The 20,405-nt window shown below is 60.7% G+C and carries 20 protein-coding genes; 6 read left to right on the top strand and 14 right to left on the bottom strand.

Annotated elements, in window-relative coordinates:
- Positions 1 to 13: 13 nt before the first annotated feature.
- Positions 14 to 2,266: a heavy metal translocating P-type ATPase gene (locus CWC48_RS12220; RefSeq protein WP_100491930.1), complete on the bottom strand. Its 2,253-nt coding sequence runs from the start codon at positions 2,264 to 2,266 to the stop codon at positions 14 to 16.
- An 85-nt stretch (positions 2,267 to 2,351) separates the two neighbouring features.
- Here CWC48_RS12220 and cadR point away from each other — a divergent pair, with 85 nt between their 5' ends.
- Complete coding sequence (gene cadR / locus CWC48_RS12215) at positions 2,352 to 2,792, top strand: Cd(II)/Pb(II)-responsive transcriptional regulator (protein ID WP_100491929.1); 441 nt, start codon at positions 2,352 to 2,354, stop codon at positions 2,790 to 2,792.
- Positions 2,793 to 2,922: 130 nt separating this feature from the next.
- Here the strand turns inward: cadR and CWC48_RS12210 are convergent, their stop codons facing one another.
- From CWC48_RS12210 to CWC48_RS12200, 3 genes are all read right to left on the bottom strand, one after another.
- Positions 2,923 to 3,756 carry a thymidylate synthase gene (locus CWC48_RS12210; RefSeq protein ID WP_078050601.1) on the bottom strand — a complete coding sequence of 278 codons (834 nt, stop codon included), beginning with the start codon at positions 3,754 to 3,756 and terminating at the stop codon, positions 2,923 to 2,925.
- Between the two features lie 51 nt (positions 3,757 to 3,807).
- Positions 3,808 to 4,620: a prolipoprotein diacylglyceryl transferase gene (lgt, locus tag CWC48_RS12205; RefSeq protein WP_100491928.1), complete on the bottom strand. Its 813-nt coding sequence runs from the start codon at positions 4,618 to 4,620 to the stop codon at positions 3,808 to 3,810.
- Between the two features lie 77 nt (positions 4,621 to 4,697).
- The gene (locus tag CWC48_RS12200; protein ID WP_099493148.1) at positions 4,698 to 5,480 is read right to left on the bottom strand and encodes a sulfite exporter TauE/SafE family protein; all 783 of its coding nucleotides are present in this window, start codon (positions 5,478 to 5,480) and stop codon (positions 4,698 to 4,700) included.
- Positions 5,481 to 5,601: 121 nt separating this feature from the next.
- Between CWC48_RS12200 and CWC48_RS12195 the strand changes: the two genes are divergently transcribed.
- Positions 5,602 to 6,348, top strand: a complete 747-nt coding sequence (locus CWC48_RS12195) for an NRDE family protein (RefSeq protein WP_100491927.1) — start codon at positions 5,602 to 5,604, stop codon at positions 6,346 to 6,348.
- Positions 6,349 to 6,447: 99 nt separating this feature from the next.
- On the opposite strand, the gene ptsP is transcribed toward CWC48_RS12195, so the two are convergent.
- A complete protein-coding gene (gene ptsP / locus CWC48_RS12190; protein ID WP_025859566.1) occupies positions 6,448 to 8,727 on the bottom strand; it encodes a phosphoenolpyruvate--protein phosphotransferase in 2,280 nt (759 codons plus the stop codon).
- 22 nt (positions 8,728 to 8,749) lie between these two features.
- Positions 8,750 to 9,229, bottom strand: a complete 480-nt coding sequence (locus CWC48_RS12185) for an RNA pyrophosphohydrolase (RefSeq protein ID WP_003176750.1) — start codon at positions 9,227 to 9,229, stop codon at positions 8,750 to 8,752.
- A gap of 143 nt (positions 9,230 to 9,372) precedes the next feature.
- Between CWC48_RS12185 and CWC48_RS12180 the strand changes: the two genes are divergently transcribed.
- Positions 9,373 to 10,029, top strand: a complete 657-nt coding sequence (locus tag CWC48_RS12180) for an HAD family phosphatase (protein WP_099493149.1) — start codon at positions 9,373 to 9,375, stop codon at positions 10,027 to 10,029.
- A gap of 112 nt (positions 10,030 to 10,141) precedes the next feature.
- Here CWC48_RS12180 and CWC48_RS12175 read toward each other — a convergent pair whose 3' ends face one another.
- From CWC48_RS12175 to ilvA, 3 genes are read right to left on the bottom strand one after another with little or no spacing between them, the layout of a single operon-like run.
- Positions 10,142 to 10,609 carry a DUF2269 domain-containing protein gene (locus tag CWC48_RS12175; protein WP_100491926.1) on the bottom strand — a complete coding sequence of 156 codons (468 nt, stop codon included), beginning with the start codon at positions 10,607 to 10,609 and terminating at the stop codon, positions 10,142 to 10,144.
- The gene (locus tag CWC48_RS12170) at positions 10,610 to 11,023 is read right to left on the bottom strand and encodes a DUF2269 family protein (protein ID WP_078050607.1); all 414 of its coding nucleotides are present in this window, start codon (positions 11,021 to 11,023) and stop codon (positions 10,610 to 10,612) included.
- Between the two features lie 41 nt (positions 11,024 to 11,064).
- Positions 11,065 to 12,579, bottom strand: coding sequence for a threonine ammonia-lyase, biosynthetic (gene ilvA / locus CWC48_RS12165; RefSeq protein ID WP_078050608.1), 1,515 nt, complete (start codon positions 12,577 to 12,579; stop codon positions 11,065 to 11,067).
- A gap of 136 nt (positions 12,580 to 12,715) precedes the next feature.
- On the opposite strand from ilvA, the gene rpiA reads away from it, so the two are divergent.
- Positions 12,716 to 13,387, top strand: coding sequence for a ribose-5-phosphate isomerase RpiA (gene rpiA / locus CWC48_RS12160; RefSeq protein ID WP_068936376.1), 672 nt, complete (start codon positions 12,716 to 12,718; stop codon positions 13,385 to 13,387).
- A 117-nt stretch (positions 13,388 to 13,504) separates the two neighbouring features.
- On the opposite strand, the gene CWC48_RS12155 is transcribed toward rpiA, so the two are convergent.
- The 4 genes from CWC48_RS12155 to CWC48_RS12140 form a co-directional block, all read right to left on the bottom strand.
- Positions 13,505 to 14,419 (bottom strand): SdiA-regulated domain-containing protein, encoded by a 915-nt coding sequence (locus CWC48_RS12155; RefSeq protein ID WP_078050609.1) that lies wholly within the window; start codon positions 14,417 to 14,419, stop codon positions 13,505 to 13,507.
- Positions 14,420 to 14,539: 120 nt separating this feature from the next.
- Positions 14,540 to 15,466: an SdiA-regulated domain-containing protein gene (locus CWC48_RS12150; RefSeq protein WP_100491925.1), complete on the bottom strand. Its 927-nt coding sequence runs from the start codon at positions 15,464 to 15,466 to the stop codon at positions 14,540 to 14,542.
- Between the two features lie 233 nt (positions 15,467 to 15,699).
- Positions 15,700 to 16,365 (bottom strand): fumarylacetoacetate hydrolase family protein, encoded by a 666-nt coding sequence (locus CWC48_RS12145; protein ID WP_025859317.1) that lies wholly within the window; start codon positions 16,363 to 16,365, stop codon positions 15,700 to 15,702.
- Between the two features lie 22 nt (positions 16,366 to 16,387).
- Entirely contained in the window at positions 16,388 to 17,782 is a 1,395-nt protein-coding gene (locus tag CWC48_RS12140) for an FAD-binding oxidoreductase (RefSeq protein ID WP_099493155.1), read from the bottom strand.
- Between the two features lie 205 nt (positions 17,783 to 17,987).
- Here CWC48_RS12140 and serA point away from each other — a divergent pair, with 205 nt between their 5' ends.
- On the top strand, positions 17,988 to 19,217 hold the full coding sequence (gene serA / locus CWC48_RS12130) for a phosphoglycerate dehydrogenase (RefSeq protein WP_003195214.1): 1,230 nt from the start codon (positions 17,988 to 17,990) through the stop codon (positions 19,215 to 19,217).
- A gap of 63 nt (positions 19,218 to 19,280) precedes the next feature.
- Here serA and CWC48_RS12125 read toward each other — a convergent pair whose 3' ends face one another.
- Complete coding sequence (locus tag CWC48_RS12125) at positions 19,281 to 19,721, bottom strand: DUF4399 domain-containing protein (protein WP_025859315.1); 441 nt, start codon at positions 19,719 to 19,721, stop codon at positions 19,281 to 19,283.
- 134 nt (positions 19,722 to 19,855) lie between these two features.
- On the opposite strand from CWC48_RS12125, the gene CWC48_RS12120 reads away from it, so the two are divergent.
- Positions 19,856 to 20,332, top strand: a complete 477-nt coding sequence (locus CWC48_RS12120) for a transporter substrate-binding domain-containing protein (protein WP_100491924.1) — start codon at positions 19,856 to 19,858, stop codon at positions 20,330 to 20,332.
- The last annotated feature ends 73 nt before the right edge of the window (positions 20,333 to 20,405 follow it).

The raw sequence follows: 20,405 nt of genomic DNA, 5'->3' as shown, positions 1-20,405 counted from the left end.
GCCCTCTCATCGTTTATTTGCGCAACAGGCGCAGACCATTGAACACCACCAGCAGGGCCACGCCCATGTCGGCGAACACCGCCATCCACATGGTGGCCAGGCCCAGGAAGGTGACCACCAGGAAGATCGCCTTGATCACCAGCGCCAGGGTGATGTTCTGCTTGAGGATACTCGACGTTTGCCGCGACAGACGAATGAATGCCGGAATCTTGCGCAAGTCATCATCCATCAGCGCCACGTCAGCCGTTTCGATGGCCGTGTCGGTGCCGGCGGCAGCCATGGCAAAACCGATCTCGGCACGGGCCAGGGCCGGGGCGTCATTGATGCCGTCGCCGACCATGCCCACACGGTGGCCTTGGCCGTAAAGGGTTTCGATGGCTTGCAGCTTGTCGGTAGGCAGCAGGTCGCCCTGAGCCTGGTCGATGCCGACCTGGGCGGCGATTGCCTGGGCGGTGTGGGTGTTGTCGCCGGTGAGCATCAGGGTCTTGATGCCCAGTTCATGCAGTTGCTGGATGGCTTCGCGGCTGCTGTCCTTGACGGTGTCTGCCACGGCGAACAGTGCCAGCGGGCCGGATTTGTCGAGCAGCAGCACCACGGATTTGCCCTGCTTTTCCAGGGCGAAGAGTTTTTCTTCCAACTCCGGCGAGCACAGGCCCAGGTCTTCCACCAGGCGATGGTTGCCAAGGTGGTAGGTTGCACCGTTGATATCGCCGCGCACGCCGCGACCGGCCAGGGCCTCGAAGTTATCCACAGCGTGAACCGGCAGGTTTTTATCCACAGCCGCATTGGCAATCGCCAGTGACACTGGGTGATCGGAACGCCCTGCCAGGCTGGCGGCCAGGGCCGGCGCGCTGTCTTCAAGGTTCGGGAACAGCGCCAGGTAATCGGTTTGCACCGGCTTGCCGTGGGTGATGGTGCCGGTCTTGTCGAGCGCCAGGTAGTCGAGCTTGTAACCGCCCTCCAGGTACACGCCGCCCTTGATCAGGATGCCTTTGCGCGCGGCGGCGGCGAGGCCGCTGACGATGGTCACCGGGGTGGAAATCACCAATGCACAGGGGCAGGCAACCACCAACAGCACCAGGGCGCGGTAGATCCAATCGAACCAGGCGCCGGCCATGAACAGCGGTGGAATAATGGCCACGCCCAAGGCGAACAGGAATACCGCCGGGGTGTAGACCTTCGAGAAGCTGTCGACAAACCGTTGGGTCGGTGCCCGTGCGCCCTGGGCTTGTTCCACCGCGTGAATGATGCGCGCCAGGGTTGAGTTGTTGGCCGCGGCAGTGACTTTATATTCCAGGGAGCCGGCCTGGTTGATGGTGCCGGCGAAGACCTTATCGCCCACGGTCTTTTCGATCGGCAGGCTTTCACCGGTGATCGGCGCCTGGTCGATGGTGGATTGGCCCGCAGTGACTTCACCGTCCAGGCCGATGCGCTCGCCGGGCTTGACCCGCACGATGGCACCCAACTCAATGCTTTTGACCTCTTTTTCGACCCATGTCCCATCCGCCTGCTGCACTGTGGCCTGCTCAGGCGTCATTTGCATCAAGCCGCTGATGGCATTGCGCGCACGGTCCAGGGACTTGGCTTCGATCAACTCGGCCACGGTGAACAGGAACATCACCATGGCGGCTTCCGGCCATTGGCCGATCAGGATCGCACCGGTGACGGCGATGCTCATCAGGGCATTGATGTTCAGGTTGAGGTTTTTCAGGGCAATCCAGCCCTTTTTGTAGGTGGTGAGGCCGCCGCTGAGGATCGACACCAGCGCGACCACCGCGATAACCCAGGTGGGCGCGGCATTGGTGAAGTGCAGCACCTCGGCAGCCAGCGCGCCAACGCCGGACAGCGCCAGCGGCCACCAGTGCTTCTTGGGCGGTGGCTCGGCGGCAGGCTTGCCTTCTTCAATGGGGTCGGCCTGCATGCCCAGGGATTTGATCGCATCGACGATGGGCGCAGTGTTCGGCAGGTCGTGAGTAACGCCGAGGATGCGGTTGATCAGGTTGAACTCCAACTGCTGCACGCCCGCGAGCTTGCCCAATTTGTTCTGGATCAGCGTCTGCTCGGTAGGGCAGTCCATGGCTTCGATACGGAAGGTGCTCAGCCGCGAGCCGGCGGTGGGCGCTTCGCTCAGTTGCACCCGCGCAGGGGCGGGCGTGCCGGAACAGCACGAACCACCGTGGCCGTGGTCATGCACGGGCGTGAGTTTCTTCGGGCCATGATCATGGTCGTGGTCGTGCTTATGCGGGGTGTGGAGGGAATCGCTCATTCTGTCGCGTCCGTAAAGGTGCCTGTTGCCAAGTAAAGACCCTGTAGCCACTATAGGGTCAAGCACCCATTTGGAGATTGCTGCGATGAAGATCGGCGAATTGGCCAAACTGACCGACTGCCCGGTAGAAACCATCCGTTACTACGAGAAGGAAAGCCTGCTGCCGCCCCCGGCGCGCACCGATGCCAACTACCGCGTGTACACCCAGGCACACACCGAGCGGCTGATCTTTATCCGCAACTGCCGCAGCCTCGACATGACCCTGGAAGAAATTCGCAGCCTGCTGGGCCTGCGGGACAGCCCCCAGGACCAGTGTGAAAACGTGAATGCGTTGATCGACGAGCATATCCACCATGTGAAAGCGCGGATCGATGGGCTGTTGGCGTTGCAAGAGCAATTGCTGGACTTGCGCCAACGCTGTGGCGGCGGGCCCGAGTGCGGGATTCTGCAGCGGCTGGAAGTCAGCGGGAGTGTGGCAGCCAGCGAGGCTGAGCCCTCGCATGTAGGCAGAAGCCACGCCCACTAAATCAAGTGAACACCGCCTAAATGTGGGAGCGGGCTTGCTCGCGAATGCGGTGTGTCAGCCACTGCATGTGCAAGCTGATACTCCGCATTCGCGAGCAAGTCGAATCGTCGCACCGCCGCTCCCACATTGGTCAGATGGCCACGTCGGCCTTGATGCTTGGGTCTGCGTCGTAACCAACGATTTCGAAGTCCTCAAACGTGTAGTCGTAGATCGACGCAGGTTTGCGCTTGATCACCAGTTCCGGCAGTTTCTTCGGCGTGCGCGCCAGTTGGGTGCGGATCTGCTCCATGTGGTTGCTGTAGGCGTGGGTGTCGCCCGTGGTGACGATGATCTCGTGAGGGATCAGGTCGCACTGCTGGGCAAGCATATGGGTCAGCAATGCCAGCGCGGCGGTGTTGTACGGCAGGCCGAGGAACACGTCGGAACTGCGGATGTACAACTGCATCGACAGGTGACCGTCGTGCACGAACGCCTGGTACAGCAGGTGGCACGGTGGCAGGGCTTGCTTGCCGTTGCGCGCGTTTTCCTGCGGGCTTTTGGTTTCGTCGGGCAGGTACTCGACGTTCCAGCCGTGGAACAGGATGCGGCGGCTGTTCGGGTTGGTCTTGAGCGTGTGGACCATGTAGTCGATCTGGTTGATCGTACCGCCATCCTTGGTTGGCCAGGCGGTCCACTGCTCGCCATACACCGGGCCCAGGTCGCCCTCTTCGGTGGCCCATTCGTCCCAGATGCGCACGCCGTTTTCGTTCAGCCACTTGATGTTGGTGTTGCCACTCAACATCCAGATCAGCTCATTGGCGATGCTTTTGAAGTGAAGCTTCTTGGTGGTCAGCAGCGGGAAGCCGTCGGCCAAGTTATGCCGATACTGACGGGCGAACACGGCCTTGGTGCCGGTGCCGGTGCGATCGCCCTTGGTCAATCCATTGGTCACGACGTCGTTCAGTAGTTCGAGATATTGCTTCATGTTGGTACCTGTATCGGTGAAGCCGAGGCTGGCGAGCCTCGGCATTCGAATTTAAAGCGCAGCGTTCTTCAGCGGTTGCGGGCGGTTATAGGCCCACCACAGCAGGCCCAGGCCCACGAGGATCATCGGCAGGCTGAGGATCTGACCCATGGTCAGCCAACCCCACGCCAGGTAGCCCAATTGTGCATCCGGCACGCGCACGAACTCGACGATGAAGCGGAAGATCCCGTAGAACAACGCGAACATGCCCGATACCGCCATGGTGGGGCGTGGCTTGCGCGAGAAGATGTACAGGATAAGGAACAGCGCCACGCCTTCCAACGCGAACTGGTAAAGCTGCGACGGGTGGCGCGGCAGTTGCGCCGGGTCGCTGAACGGCGGGAACACCATGGCCCACGGCACGTCAGTCGGCTTGCCCCACAGCTCGGCGTTGATGAAGTTACCGATACGCCCGGCACCCAGGCCGATCGGCACCATCGGCGCAACGAAGTCCATCAGTTGGAAGAACGACTTGCCATTACGACGGCTGAACCACCAGGCGGCGATCATCACGCCGATAAAACCGCCGTGGAACGCCATGCCGCCCTTCCACACTTCGAAGATCAGCGTCGGGTTGGCGATGTACGCCGAAAGGTCGTAGAACAGCACATACCCCAGGCGCCCGCCGACGATCACCCCCATCGACAACCAGAAGACCATGTCGGAGAGCTTCTCCTTGGTCCAGGTCGGGTCGAAACGGTTCAGGCGCCGGGAGGCCAGCAACCAGGCACCGCCGATGCCGATCAGGTACATCAACCCGTACCAGTGGATTTTCAGCGGACCGATGGCCAGGGCCACCGGGTCGATCTGCGGGTAAGGCAGCATTGCGACTCCTCGTTAATCATTCGTTGTTGCGACCGGACCATGCCCGGGCGCGATTAAGACTGCATTACTCACGTTTTTCAAAGCAAAAAGTTTATGCCGACACAGAACAGCAACCCGGCAAACAACCGCTTGAGCAAACGCGGCGACAACCGGTGCGCCAGGCGCGCGCCGAAGCGGGCGAACACCATGCTGGTCAGGGCAATGCCCAGCAGTGCCGGCAAATACACGAACCCTAGACTATGAGCGGGCAACAGCGGGTCATGCCAGCCCAGAATCATGAAACTTAATGCACTTGCCAGCGCGATCGGCAGGCCGCAGGCCGATGAGGTGGCGACCGCCTGTTGCATCGGCACGCTGCGCCAGGTCAAGAACGGCACGGTCAGCGAGCCACCGCCAATCCCGAAAATCGCCGAAGCCCAGCCAATCACGGTGCCCGCCAGGGTCAGGCCGACCTTGCCCGGCACCGTTCGGCTGGCCTTGGGCTTGACGTCCAGGGCCAGCTGCACGGCCACCAGCAGGGCAAACACACCAATGATTTTCTGCAGGTGCGGGCCGGAAATCGCCTCGGCGGTCAACGCGCCAAAACCCGCACCGATCAGGATGCCCACGGTCATCCACACAAAGATCGGCCAACGCACCGCGCCACGTCGGTGGTGCTCACGCACGGCATTCACCGAGGTAAAGATGATCGTTGCCAGGGAGGTGCCCACGGCCAGGTGGGTCAGCACCTGCGGGTCGAAGCCCTGCAAGGTGAAGCTGAACACCAGCACCGGCACGATGATGATCCCGCCGCCCACGCCAAACAGCCCGGCGAGCACGCCCGCACAGGCGCCGAGCAGCAAATACAGCAGAAATTCCATGGGAGCCCCCGAACCAAGTCCGGCATGTTAACGGATGGAAGGCATGCGACCCAACTGGATACGATGGAACGGCGCTGCCGGTGTGGGTAGAGTGGGAAAAAACACAAAAGGGAATCGCCTGATGTGCCTGATTGTTTTCGCCTGGCGGCCGGGCCACGCCCAGCCGTTGATCGTCGCGGCCAACCGCGATGAATTCTACGCCCGCCCCAGCCTGCCGCTGGCCCAATGGCCGGATGCGCCCGACGTCTACGCCGGTCGCGATCAGGAAGCAGGCGGCACGTGGCTGGGGGTGAATGCCGATGGGCGTTTTGCTGCCCTCACCAATATCCGTGACCCGCACCAGCCACCGGCCCGCAAGTCCCGTGGCGAGCTGGTGGCGCGTTTTCTCAACGGTTCTCTGCCGATTGAGGACTATTTAGCCGACGTTAACGGCCGTTCGATTGAATATGCCGGGTTTAACCTGCTGCTGGGCACACGGGATGAGTTGTGGCATTACAACGCCAATCATACGGAGCCGACGCGATTGGAGCCTGGGGTGTATGGATTGTCCAACGCCGGACTGGATACGCCGTGGCCCAAACTGCTCAAGGCCAAGGCGGCATTGAGCGCGCTGCTAGAGGATCCGCAGCCGGAAGCCTTGTTGGGGATTTTGAGTGATCCGCAGACGGCGCCGTTTGCGGACCTGCCGGACACCGGCGTGGGGTTGGCGACCGAGAGTTTGCTATCGAGCGTGTTTATTGCCAGCCCAAGCTATGGGACGCGGGCGAGTACGGCGCTGATTGTAAATGCCGACGGGACGCGGCGGATGGTGGAACGTAGTTTTGGGCCGAATGGTGGCCGACTTGGCGAGATAGAACTGAGGATTTAGCGGTGCTTGAGCGAGCGCTATCGCGGGCAAGCCCGGCTCCCACAGTTGAAATGCTTTCCAATGTGGGAGCTGGCTTGCCTGCGAAAAAGGCGACTCGGTCTAGAGGGTTTTTGCGGAGGCCGGGTTGATCATCCGCGTCAGCCCCAGGTTTTTCAGGGCCAATTGCAACGAGCTGTGGATAACTTGCGGGTTGTCGATGGTCATCAACTCCGCCAGCAGGTCCTTGGCCATGCTCAGTTCAACCTGGCGCAGCATCCACTTCACCTTCGGCAAGTTGGTGGCGTTCATCGACAGGCTGTCAAAGCCCATCGCCATCAACAGCACCGCCGCCGCGGGGTCGCCGGCCATTTCACCGCAGATGCTCACCGGCTTGCCTTCGGCGTGGGCGTCGCGCACCACATGCTGCAGCGCTTGCAGCACGGCCGGGTGCAGGTAGTCGTAGAGGTCGGCCACCCGTGGGTTGTTACGGTCCACGGCCAGCAGGTATTGGGTCAGGTCGTTGGAGCCCACCGACAGGAAGTCCACCTGCCGCGCCAGCTCCTTGGCCTGATACACCGCTGCCGGGATTTCGATCATCACGCCAATCGGCGGCATCGGTACGTCGGCGCCTTCGTCGCGCACTTCACCCCAGGCGCGGTGGATAAGATGCAACGCCTCTTCCAGCTCATGGGTACCGGAGATCATCGGCAGCAGGATGCGCAGGTTGTTCAGGCCCTCACTGGCCTTGAGCATGGCGCGGGTTTGTACGAGGAAGATTTCTGGGTGGTCGAGGGTGACGCGGATACCACGCCAGCCGAGGAACGGGTTGTCCTCTTTAATCGGGAAATACGACAGTGACTTGTCGCCGCCAATATCAAGGCTGCGCATGGTCACCGGCAACGGGTGGAAGGCTTGCAGTTGCTCGCGATAAATCGCCAGCTGCTCCTTCTCACTCGGGAAACGCTGGTTGATCATGAACGGCACTTCGGTGCGGTACAGCCCCACCCCTTCGGCGCCGCGCTGTTGCGCGCGGGCCACATCGGCGAGCAGGCCGGTATTCACCAGCAGCGGCACACGGTGGCCATCGGTGGTCACGCACGGCAGCTCGCGCAATGAATCCAGGCCCAGCGCCAGTTGCTTCTCTTCCTCGACCACTTCGGCGTATTGCTTGCGCAGTACTTCGCTGGGGTTGGTGAACACTTCACCACGATGGCCATCGACGATCATGTCGATGCCATCCACTTTGGAATACGGCAGGTCCACCAGGCCCATCACCGTCGGGATGCCCATGGCCCGGGCCAGGATCGCGACGTGGGAGTTGCCCGAACCCAGTACCGACACCAGGCCGACCAGCTTGCCTTCCGGCACTTCGCCGAGCATGGTGGCGGTCAGTTCTTCACTGATCAGGATGGTGTTGTCGGGGTAGACCAGGTTGGTGGTGCGGTCTTCCTGCAGGTAGGCCAGCAGACGGCGACCGAGGTCACGCACGTCCGAGGCGCGCTCGCGCAGGTAGGCGTCATCCATCAATTCGAAACGGTTGACGTGATCGGTGACCACTTGGCGCAGCGCACCCTGGGCCCACTGGCCAGTCTTGATTACGGTCTTGACTTCATTACCCAGCGACGCATCGTCGAGCATCATCTGGTACACGTCGAACAGCGCACGCTCTTCGGGGCGCAGTTGTGTGGCCAGCTTGGTCGACAGGTTGCGCATGTCCGCGCGCACGCCTTCAAGGGCGGTCTTGAACAATTTGATTTCAGCGTCGATGTCATCGACGGTCTTGTCCGGCACTACGTCGAGGTCAGCCGGCGGCAGCATGACCACGGCGGTACCGACCGCCGCACCCGGCGAACCCGGTACGCCGACGAACTTGGCTTCCTGAATGCCCTTGCCCTGGCGCCCAAGGCCACGAATCGAGCCGGTGGCTTCGGCGTGGGCGATAACCCCGGCGAGCTGCGCGCTCATGGTCACGAGGAAGGCTTCTTCACCTTCGTCGAACTGGCGGCGCTCTTTTTGCTGGATGACCAACACGCCGACAACGCGGCGGTGGTGAATGATCGGTGCGCCGAGGAACGAGGCGTAACGCTCTTCACCGGTTTCGGCAAAGTAGCGATAACGCGGGTGATCGGCCGCGTTTTCAAGGTTCAGGGGTTCTTCACGCGTCCCCACCAGGCCCACCAGACCTTCATTGGGCGCCATGCTGACCTTGCCGATGGAGCGCTTGTTCAAGCCCTCCGTGGCCATCAGCACAAAACGGTTGGTCTCGGGGTCCAGCAGGTAAACCGAGCAGACCTGGCTGCCCATGGCTTCCTTGACGCGCAACACAATAATCCCCAACGCCGCCTTGAGATCCTTGGCGGAGTTAACTTCCTGGACGATCTTGCGCAGCGTATTGAGCATGGCTCGGGGTCGAACTCCGTCGTCAGTCGCGCGCTAAAAGGCGCGGGGCAAGCTCTTTGAGAGCGCGACGATAAACCTCGCGCTTGAATGTCACCACCTGGCCCAACGGGTACCAATAGCTGACCCAGCGCCAGCCATCGAACTCCGGTTTACCGGTCAAATCCATCCGCACCCGCTGCTCATTGGAGATCAGGCGCAGGAGAAACCATTTCTGCTTCTGGCCGATGCACAGCGGTTGGCTGTGGGTACGCACCAGGCGTTGCGGCAAACGATAGCGCAACCAGCCTCGGGTACAGGCCAGAATTTGTACATCTTCGCGCTCAAGGCCGACTTCTTCGTTCAACTCACGGTACAAGGCGTCTTCAGGGGTTTCGTCGGGGTTGATTCCACCTTGAGGAAACTGCCAGGCATCTTGGTTGATTCGGCGAGCCCATAGCACCTGTCCGGCATCATTCGTAAGAATAATCCCGACATTAGGACGGAAACCATCGGGGTCGATCACGGCAACAACCTCGCAAACGCATGTCGCCGCATTGTTCCACAAAGGTTGATGAAGCGGCAACGAGGCTTCTTACCTTATGTGCACTCTTGTGAAAAGACCGTATTCTGGACGCCTTTTTACAGACTTTTCAGCGAGTAACTGCAATGCGCCTGGCTTTATTCGACTTGGACAACACCCTCCTCGGCGGTGACAGCGACCACGCCTGGGGCGATTACCTGTGCGAGCGCGGGATTCTCGACCCGGTGGCCTACAAGGCCCGCAACGACGAGTTCTACCAGGATTACCTGGCCGGCAAGCTGGACAACGCCGCCTACCTGAACTTTTGCCTGGAAATCCTTGGCCGCACCGAGATGGCCCAATTGGATGAGTGGCACAACGACTACATGCGCGACTGCATCGAGCCGATCATGCTGCCGCTGGCGATTGAGCTGCTGGCCAAGCACCGCGCTGCCGGTGACAAGCTGGTGATCATCACCGCCACCAACCGCTTTGTCACCGCACCGATTGCCGCACGCCTGGGCGTGGAAACCCTGATCGCCACCGAGTGCGAGATGGAAAACGGCCGCTACACCGGGCGCAGCACCGATGTGCCGTGCTTTCGCGAGGGCAAGGTAACGCGCTTGAATCGTTGGCTGGAAGAGACCGGGTATAGCCTGGAGGACAGCTACTTCTACAGCGACTCGATGAATGATTTGCCGCTGCTGGAGCAAGTGACGCATGCGGTGGCGGTGGATCCGGATCCGAATCTGCGGGCTGAGGCCGAGAGGCGCGGCTGGCCGGTCATCACGCTGCGCAGCTGATGGCCCCATCGCAGGCAAGCCAGCTCCCACATTTTGACCGCATTCTCATGTTGGAACTCGGTCAAGTGCGGGAGCTGGCTTGCCTGCGATGAAGTCGACACGGTCCCAAGCCCTACATAGGCTTTGCGACCATCAAGTAGAAAATCACCACAAACGCCAGGAACGCCGGCCACCCCAGGCCAAACCACCAGCGCATATAGGTCGCGGCCTTGATCGGCATCGCCGTACCCTCGCGCAACGCCTGCTCCGCCATCTTGTGTACACGAATCTGCAACCACACCACCGGCAACCAGCAGATACCCGCCAGCACATACAGACCGAACGTCCACTGCAACCAACTCTGCTGCAACGACCACCCCGCCAAGTGCATCAAGCCGATCCCGCTCAGCGGCTGGAATACCGCCGTGGTCGCGGTAAACGCCCAGTCGGCGAACACCAGGTGCTTGAAGGTCACCGCGATCACTTCCACCTTGCCGGTGCGCCAGGCGCGCAACGCGTAGTATGCCGAGCCTGCGCCCAGCCCGAACAGGAGGGTCGACGAGAGGATATGCAGGGTTTTCAGCAGCAGGTAAGCGCTCATCTAGACGGGCTTGGCACCCATCAGCCCGGCGATCGCCACAAACCCCACCAGACTGACCACCGCCAGCACCAACGTGAAGTTCAAGCTACCGCCCTCGCCTTTGCGCAGGCGATTAAGCCGCGCCACCAGCCAGAACCACGCCAGCGCCGCCACGGTATAGAGGATGCTGGACCCCAGGATCCAGGTCTGCCCCAGCGGCCAGCCGATCAGATGGACCAGCCACCAGCCGGTAAAAGGCATGCTCACCACGCAAATACCCATCAACAACCAGACGAATGCCCACGGGCGCTGCACGGTCGCCGCCGGGCCGGCGCTGCGTTTGCGCCAGGCCAGCAACGCCAGCCCCAGGCCGCTGAGCAGCAGCAACACGGTGGCTGCTATGTGGATAACTTTCAGGGTTGTCAGGGTTTCCATGTGTCGTCTTCCTTAAAGGCCGCCTCCATCAGCGTAGTCGCTCAACCGAGGAACAGTTTGTAGGCCGGGTTATCGCTTTCATCCCAGTACGGGTAGCCAATGGCTTCCAGGGCTGCCGGCACCAGGTGGCGCTCATCCGCCGGCACTTGCAGGCCGGCGACCACACGGCCGTCTGCTGCGCCGTGGTTGCGATAGTGGAACATCGAGATATTCCAGCGCCCGCCCAATTTGTTAAGAAAGTTGAACAAGGCGCCCGGGCGCTCCGGGAATTCGAAACGTAACACCACTTCATCGCTGACCTTGGCCGCATGCCCGCCGACCATATGACGGATGTGCAATTTGGCTAGTTCGTTCTCGGTCAGGTCCAGCACCGGGAAACCCTGGCCTGTCAGGCTGGCGATCAGTGCACTGCGCGGATCGTTTTCCGGGTGGGTCTGCACGCCCACAAAGATGTGCGCCTCGCTGCCGGAGTGGTAGCGGTAGTTGAATTCGGTGATCTGGCGCTTGCCCACGGCCTCGCAAAACGCCTTGAAGCTGCCGGGCTTTTCGGGAATGGTCACGGCGATGATGGCTTCGCGACCTTCACCCAGTTCGGCGCGCTCGGCCACATGGCGCAAGCGATCAAAGTTGACGTTGGCACCGGAGTCGATGGCCACCAGGGTCTGCCCAGTCACGCCACGGGTCTCCACGTATTTCTTGATGCCCGCCACACCCAGGGCTCCCGCCGGCTCGGTGATGGAACGGGTGTCGTCGTAGATATCCTTGATCGCCGCACAGATTTCATCGGTGCTCACGGTGATCACTTCATCCACATAGTCCTTGCAGATGTCGAAGGTGTGCTGGCCGATCTGCGCCACCGCCACGCCATCGGCAAAGATGCCCACGGCCGGCAGTACCACGCGCTCGCCCGCCGCCATGGCGGCTTGCAGGCAGTTGGAGTCGTCCGGCTCGACACCGATGACCTTGATCTCCGGGCGCAGGTATTTTACGTACGCCGCGATACCGGCGATCAGCCCGCCGCCGCCCACCGGTACGAAGATCGCGTCCAGCGGCCCTGGATGCTGGCGCAGGATTTCCATCGCCACGGTGCCCTGCCCGGCAATAGTGTGCGGATCGTCGTAGGGGTGAATGTAGACGTAGCCTTTTTCGTCGACGAGTTTCAGCGAATAGGCCAGGGCTTCGGGGAAGGAATCGCCATGCAGCACCACCTTGCCGCCACGGGAGCGCACGCCTTCGACCTTGATCTCGGGGGTGGTCTTGGGCATCACGATAGTGGCCTTGACCCCCAGCACCTTGGCCGCCAGGGCCAGGCCTTGGGCATGGTTGCCGGCCGACGCCGTGACCACGCCGCGCGCACGCTCTTCGGCAGTCAGTTGGGTCAGCTTGTTATAGGCGCCGCGAATCTTGAACGAGAACACCGGCTGCAAGTCTTCACGCTTGAGCCAGACCTTGTTGCCGAGCCGCTCGGAGAGCTGGCGGGCGGTCTGCAACGGGGTTTCTACGGCAACGTCGTAAACGCGCGAGGTGAGGATCTTTTTGACGTACTGTTCAAGCATCGGCGGATATCACTGGGCGGGTTGGGCAGGGCCAAGGAGTCTAACCCAGCGTTTGGGCGGGCGACCACACGAATCCAGAGGTTTTGTTGGGTTATACTCGCGCCCCTCTTTACTCCCCGCCCGTTCCGGAGCCCGCATGACCCAGGATCAACTCAAACAGGCAGTGGCCCAGGCCGCCGTCGATTTAATCCTTCCTAAACTCGACGACAAGAGCATCGTCGGTGTCGGCACCGGCTCCACCGCCAACTGCTTTATCGATGCGCTGGCCCAGCACAAGGGCGCGTTCGATGGCGCCGTGGCCAGCTCCGAAGCCACCGCTGCGCGCCTCAAGGGCCACGGCATTCCGGTGTATGAGCTCAACACCGTGAGCGACCTGGAGTTCTACGTCGACGGCGCCGATGAGAGCGACGAGCACCTGAACCTGATCAAGGGCGGCGGCGCAGCCCTGACCCGCGAGAAGATCGTCGCCGCCGTGGCCAAGACCTTTATCTGCATCGCTGATGCCAGCAAGCTGGTGCCGGTACTCGGCGCATTCCCGCTGCCCGTGGAAGTGATCCCGATGGCCCGCAGCCACGTGGCCCGCGAGCTGGTGAAACTGGGCGGTGACCCGGTGTACCGCGAAGGCGTGTTGACTGACAACGGCAACATCATCCTCGACGTATTCAACATGCAGATCACCAACCCGGTGGAGCTGGAGACGCAGATCAACGCGATCGTCGGCGTGGTCACCAACGGCCTGTTCGCCGCGCGCCCCGCCGATGTACTGCTGCTGGGTACTTCGGAAGGAGTGAAAACCCTCAAGGTTTAACGCGTGACTAAACGTGGGAGCGGGCTTGCTCGCGAAAGCGGTGTGTCAGTGAAAGATTCTTCAACTGAACCACCGCTTTCGCGAGCAAGCCCGCTCCCACATTGGTCCTGCGGTACTTCAGGGATTGGTTTTCTTAAAGACGTAGAACAGGTTCGGCTCGCTGACGAGGTACAACGTGCCCTCGTCATCCATGGCGATCCCCTCGGCCTGCGGCACCCGCTTCGTCAGGCCATGGCGCCCGTTGAGCAGTGACAGACTGCTCAACGGGCGACCGTCGATATCCAGTTCCAGCACCAGGAACGACTCGTCCGACAGCGCCAGCAAATGGCCGCTGCGCTCATCGTATTGCAGGCTCGACAGGTCACGCACGAACAATCCGGCATCACGCTTGGGGTTGTTGATCACGTGGACCGAGTAGGTTTTTTCCGGTTTGAAATGCGGGAAGCCGTGCACCTCGTAGATGAGCATCGGATCGCGCTCCTTGGCCACGAACAAGCGCTTGCCCACCGAGTCATAGGCCAGCCCTTCAAACCCCTTGTTGCCACCAACGTGCAGGCCCAGGGTCATCTGCTCCGCATCGGCGGCGTCGAGGAATTGGGTGTCGTCGTCCACATGCACCTTGATCAGCCGCTGCTGGCGCTCATCGCTGATGACATAAATGTTGTCACTGATGAACTCCACGGCTTCGGCATCACCAAACCCCACCAACGGAATACGCCGTAGGATCTTGCCCTCCAGGGACAGCTCGATCAATTCGGCGTTTTTGTTGGTGACGGTAAACAGGCTTTTGCGCACCGGGTCATAGGTCAGGGCCGAGACATCGTCATCAAGCCCCTCGATGACCTGGGCTTCCAGCGTCACCCGGTAATCCGCAAGGCCAATGGAGCGCTCGTCCGCCGGCTGGCGCCACGCCTGCCAGTTGAACCAGGCGCGCTCGAAGAGGCGGAAGTGCTGCGCAACGGCCCCGGCGCCGACCAGGGCGATCAGCACCAGCATAAAGAAGAGGGGTTTGGGGCGGGCTAGTCGTCGCATCGGGCGGGCTCAAAGTCAAAAGTGGCGAATGAATATCACGCCTGTCTGAATTTAAACTTAAACGCGCCCGGATGTCTGGCGAATGCCGCACATAGAGACATATCCGACGTAATCGGTGTGCTATTTCTGCTTTTCGAAACGATAGAACAGGTTGGGCTCACTGACGATGTACAAGGTGCCAGCCTCGTCCATGGTCACCCCTTCGGCTCGCGGAATGGTATTTTTGAGGCCGTTGAATCCGCCGAGCAGGGTCATGAAGCTGACTTGCTCGCCCTTCTCGTCCAGCTCCAGCAGCAAATGGGAGTCGGCCGAGAGCACCAGCAAGTGCCCGGTGCGCGGGTCTACCGCCAGCGCGGAGAGATTGCGCATGTCCAACTCTTTGCTGGCCAGCTTCTGTTTATCGCCCGCCAGGGTCTGGCCACCGTCGCTTTTCCAAGTAAACAGCGCGGGCGGGCGCTCTTCGCCGAGTACCAGCTGCTGGTTGCGTTTGTCCCAGGTGATGGCTTCGAAGGCCTTGTTCTGGTCCTTTGAAGGGCCCAGGTCATAGCTGGTGAAATCCGCCTTGTTCAGCTGGGTGGTACTGGCGTCGACCTTGACGATGGTCAACGTGTGCTGGCGTTCGTCGACCACTGCCAGCAGGCCGCTTTCCATCACGGATACGCCTTCCGGGTTGTCCCAGCCGTTGAGCGGCATCTTGCGCAGCACATCGCCCTGCAGGCTCAGCTCGACAAGAAACGGGTTTTTGCCCATCACCGAAAACAGGGTCTTGGTCTGCGGGTTGTAGGAAACGTCGGAAGCTTCGTCCTTTTCCATTCCCGGCAAAAGCTTGCCATCAATGACGGCACGGTAGTCCGGCAGCCACACGCTCTCCTGGCGTTCGGCGGGCGTCTCAAAGCGTTCCAGCACCCACAACGCGCCGCGATCATCCCAGTGCATGGCCCAGGCAATGCCATACACAATGGCCCCGACCAGAAACAGCCAGGAGTACCAGCGCAGGGCAAAACGGGAACGCGGCTTGGGTGTAGCGGAGGGCAGAGGCACGGCCATTGGGCGCTTTTCCGGAAAGTCAGCGTTAGGTGATAGCACAGGAACACAGGGGCCCGCGCGCTGGAGGCTGAGGATTATCCGGATGGCGTGTGAAAAAAATGCAAAAAATTGGAAACTTCAGGCGCACACAAGACCCTGTGGGAGCCGGGCTTGCCCGCGATGGCATCAACGCGGTATGTCAGTCACACCGAGTCGATGCCATCGCCGGCAAGCCGGCTCCTACCAGCGCAGGTTCAGCGCACGCTGCTGTCGAAACGGCTCACGTTCGACAGTTCCAGCACCAGCTCATCACCGACATTCAATGGGCCTACACCCGCCGGGGTACCGGTGAGGATCACGTCGCCGGCTTGCAGCGAGAAGCAGCCGGCCATGTGCTGGATCATCGGGATGATCGGGTTGAGCATCTGCGCGCTGTTGCCGTCCTGGCGCACTTCGCCATTGATGGTCAGGCGAATGCCGATGTCGGTGACGTCGGCAAAGGTGCTGCCCACGACGAATGGTGCAATCACCGCCGCACCGTCAAAGGACTTGGCGATTTCCCACGGCAGGCCCTTGGCTTTCAGCTCGGCCTGTTTGTCGCGCAGCGTCAGGTCCAGGGCTGGGGCGAAGCCGGAGATGGCGTCGAGCACTTCTTCGCGGCTGGGCTTGGTCGACAGCGGCTTGCCGATCAATACCGCGATTTCCGCCTCGTAATGCACCGAACCGCGCTCGGTCGGAATGCTGAAACCGCCTTCGAGCGGGACAACGCAACTGCCCGGTTTGATGAACAGCAGCGGCTCGGTGGGCACCGGGTTGTCCAGTTCCTTGGCATGTTCGGCGTAATTACGCCCGATACACACCACTTTACCGACCGGGAAGTGGATGTTGGTGCCGTCGACATACTTGTGCTGGTAGCTCATGGAACGACTCCTCAAGGGGCGATTAAACAGCGAAGATCTTGCCCGGGTTCATGATCCCGTTCGGGTCGAACACCGCTTTCACAGCCTTCATGTATTCGATTTCAACCGGCGAGCGGCTGTAGGTCAGGTAATCACGCTTGGTCATGCCCACGCCGTGTTCGGCGGAGATCGAACCGTTGTACTTCTCGACGGTTTCAAACACCCACTTGTTCACGGTGGCGCACTTGGCGAAGAACTCGTCCTTGCTCAAGTTTTCCGGCTTGAGGATGTTCAAGTGCAGGTTGCCGTCGCCGATGTGGCCGAACCAGACAATTTCGAAGTCCGGGTAATGTTCGCCGACGATCGCGTCGATTTCCTTCAAGAACGCCGGCACTTTGGAGACAGTCACGGAGATGTCGTTCTTGTACGGGGTCCAGTGGGAAATAGTCTCGGAGATGTACTCGCGCAGTTTCCACAGGTTGTGCAGTTGGGTTTCGCTCTGGCTCATCACGCCGTCCAGCACCCAACCTTGCTCCACGCAGTGTTCGAAGGTTTCCAGCGCGTGGTTGGCGACTTCTTCAGTGGTGGCTTCGAATTCCAGCAGCGCGTAGAACGGGCACTCGGTGTCGAACGGCGCCGGCACGTCGCCGCGGCCCATGACCTTGGCCAGTGCCTTGTCGGAGAAGAATTCGAAGGCGGTCAGGTCCAGTTTGCTCTGGAACGCGTGCAATACCGGCATGATCGAATCAAAGTCGGTGGTGCCCAGCACCATCGCGGTGAGGTTTTTCGGCGCACGGTCCAGGCGCATGGTGGCTTCGACCACAAAACCCAAGGTGCCCTCGGCGCCGATGAACAGCTGGCGCATGTCGTAGCCGGTGGCGTTCTTGATCAGGTCGCGGTTCAGCTCCAGTACGTCGCCCTTGCCGGTGACAACCTTCATGCCGGCCACCCAGTTACGGGTCATGCCGTAGCGAATCACCTTGATCCCGCCGGCATTGGTGCCGATATTGCCGCCAATCTGGCTGGAGCCCGACGACGCGAAGTCCACCGGGTAGTACAGGCCTTTTTCTTCAGCGACGTTTTGCAATTGCTTGGTGACCACGCCCGGCTGGCACACGGCGGTGCGGTCGGTGAGGTTCACGTCGAGGATCTGGTTCATATAGTCGAACGACACCACCACTTCGCCATTCGCCGCCACGGCAGCAGCCGACAAGCCGGTACGCCCGCCCGATGGCACCAGCGCCACCTTGTGGGTATTGGCCCAGCGCACAATGGCCTGGACCTGCTCAGTGGTCTTGGGGAAGACGATGGCGGTCGGCGCGGGTGCGAAGTGCTTGGTCCAATCCTTGCCGTAAGCCTCCAGGGAGTCTGCATCGGTCAGCACTTTGCCGGGCTCAACCAGGGTCTTTAGCTCATCAATCAGGGCAGGATGGGTCATCGACAGAACTCTCGAACAATTCATGGTCATCCTGAGAACGCTTCACGTCGCAGGAATAGGTGTTTAGCGGGGCGCGTATGCTAGCATACCGCCCCCGCAGGACAGAGCCCAAGGGCGTTTCTGCGGTGACGGCTTTCCTGCCGTCCGGGTCAGCTTAAGCGATCCGATTCCCTGCCATTTTTCTCCGGGATACAGGTTTACGCAGATGAGCAAGACTTCTCTCGATAAGAGCAAGATCAAGTTCCTTCTTCTGGAAGGCGTCCACCCATCGGCTGTCGACGTTCTGAAAGCCGCCGGGTACACCAGCATTGAGTACATCACCAGTTCTCTGCCGGAAGCCCAGCTCAAGGAAAAGATCGCCGACGCGCACTTTATCGGCATTCGCTCCCGCACTCAGCTGACCGAAGAGATCTTCGATCACGCCAAGAAACTCGTGGCGGTCGGCTGTTTCTGCATCGGCACCAACCAGGTCGATCTCAACGCAGCGCGTGAGCGCGGCATCGCGGTGTTCAACGCACCGTACTCCAACACCCGTTCCGTTGCGGAGCTGGTGCTGGCTGAGGCGATCCTGTTGCTGCGCGGCATTCCAGAGAAGAACGCTTCCTGCCACCGTGGCGGCTGGATCAAAAGCGCGGCCAACTCCTTCGAAATTCGCGGCAAGAAGCTGGGCATCGTCGGTTACGGCTCGATCGGTACCCAGCTGTCGGTCCTGGCTGAAGGCCTGGGCATGCAGGTGTTCTTCTATGACACCCTGACCAAGCTGCCATTGGGCAACGCCACGCAAGTGGCCAGCCTGACCGAGCTGTTGGGCATGTCCGACATCGTGACCCTGCACGTTCCGGAAACCGCTGAGACCCAGTGGATGATCGGCGAGAAGGAAATCCGCGCCATCAAGAAAGGCGGCATCCTGATCAACGCAGCGCGCGGCACCGTGGTCGAGTTGGACGCCCTGGCCGACGCGATCAAGGACAAGCACCTGATCGGCGCCGCCATCGACGTGTTCCCGGTGGAGCCACGCTCCAATGACGACATCTTCGAAAGCCCGCTGCGTGGCCTGGACAACGTGATCCTGACCCCGCACATCGGCGGCTCCACCGCTGAAGCGCAGGCCAACATTGGCCTGGAAGTGTCGGAGAAGCTGGTCAAGTACAGCGACAACGGTACGTCGGTGTCGTCCGTAAACTTCCCGGAAGTGGCCCTGCCGGCTCACCCAGGCAAGCACCGTCTGCTGCACATCCACCAGAACATCCCTGGCGTGATGATGGAGATCAACAAGGTCTTCGCGGAAAACGGCATCAACATCTCCGGCCAGTTCCTGCAGACCAACGAGAAGGTCGGCTACGTGGTGATCGACGTCGACGCCGAGTACTCGGACCTGGCGCAAGAGAAGCTGCAGCACATCAACGGTACGATTCGTAGCCGCGTGTTGTTCTAAGGTTTCGCCGCAACATGAAAAAGGGAGCCCCTTGGGGCTCCCTTTTTTGCATCTGAACAAATCTTATTTGACGTTAACCGTGATCACTTTAGAGGCTACAGTCGGGTTGAACTGCATGTGCAGTTTGTCGCCGGCCACCAGTTGCAGGGTGTGCTTGCCTGGGGTGAGGGTCAGTTCGGTTTCGGTCTGGGCCTTGCCGTAGTGGATCACGGTGTCGGTGGCCGGGATCGGCACGCTGGCGTCAGGCAGTTCTTTCTGGTCGATCAGCAGGTGGTGGTGACCGGTGCCTGGATCCTGGCTGGTGGCCGGGGCCAGTTTCAGGCCTTCCATGCCGAACTTCACGGTGAAGGTTTTATCGACCGTCGCGCCGTCTTTAGGCGAGACGATGAATACTTTGGCATCTGCAGGTGGAGCGCTGCGCGGGATACCGTCCGCAGCAGTGGCCAACATCGAAGCACCCAGCATCAGGGAGGCCAGGGTGGCACGGGACAAAAAGGCGTTCATTCGCTTCTCCAGTTTTTCTATGAAATCTGTAGGGTTATGACAACTTCGCGACAAATTGCTGTCCAAGGCACTCAACACCATAGCAAAGCGATGCTGAACGGCGCCTCGCACATTAAAAATCTCTAGGAGTGACCATGCGCTTTTCGCCTGGCCTGTTACTTTTGCTTCCCCTTATGAGCCCCTTGGCTCACGCCGAACTGATCGATGACGTCTTCGACCGTGGCGAACTGCGCATCGCTCTCGAAGCCAACACTCCGCCGTTCAACTTCAAGGAAGGCGACAAGGTCACCGGCTTCGAAGTGGAACTGGGCGAGCAACTGGCCAAGGAGATGGACGTGCGACCTTCGTTCATCACCACCGATGACACCGACCTGCTACCAGGCGTGGAAACCGGCAAGTACGACGTGGCCATCAACCATATCGCTATGACTGCCGAGCTGCAGGATCGGTTCGATCTCAGTGAGGCGTATAACGAGAAGCCGGCGTTGGTGATCCCGTTCCAGAAGGGTAATCCGGCGTTCAAGGCGAGTTTGGACAAGGCGTTGCAGCGCGTGAAGGCGGATGGGCGCTTGAAGGCACTGACCAATAAATGGCTGGAACCCGAAGGGTAGGCGCCGGCTTGCCAGCGATAGCGGTGAATCAGCGACAAATCAGATGGCAGGAGGATTGCGATCGCCGGCAAGC

The organism is Pseudomonas sp. S10E 269, from assembly GCF_002798465.1.
Classification (GTDB): Bacteria; Pseudomonadota; Gammaproteobacteria; order Pseudomonadales; family Pseudomonadaceae; genus Aquipseudomonas; species Aquipseudomonas pergaminensis.
Note: the sequence above shows the minus strand (reverse complement) of the source record. Positions and strands in the feature narration are given on the sequence as shown.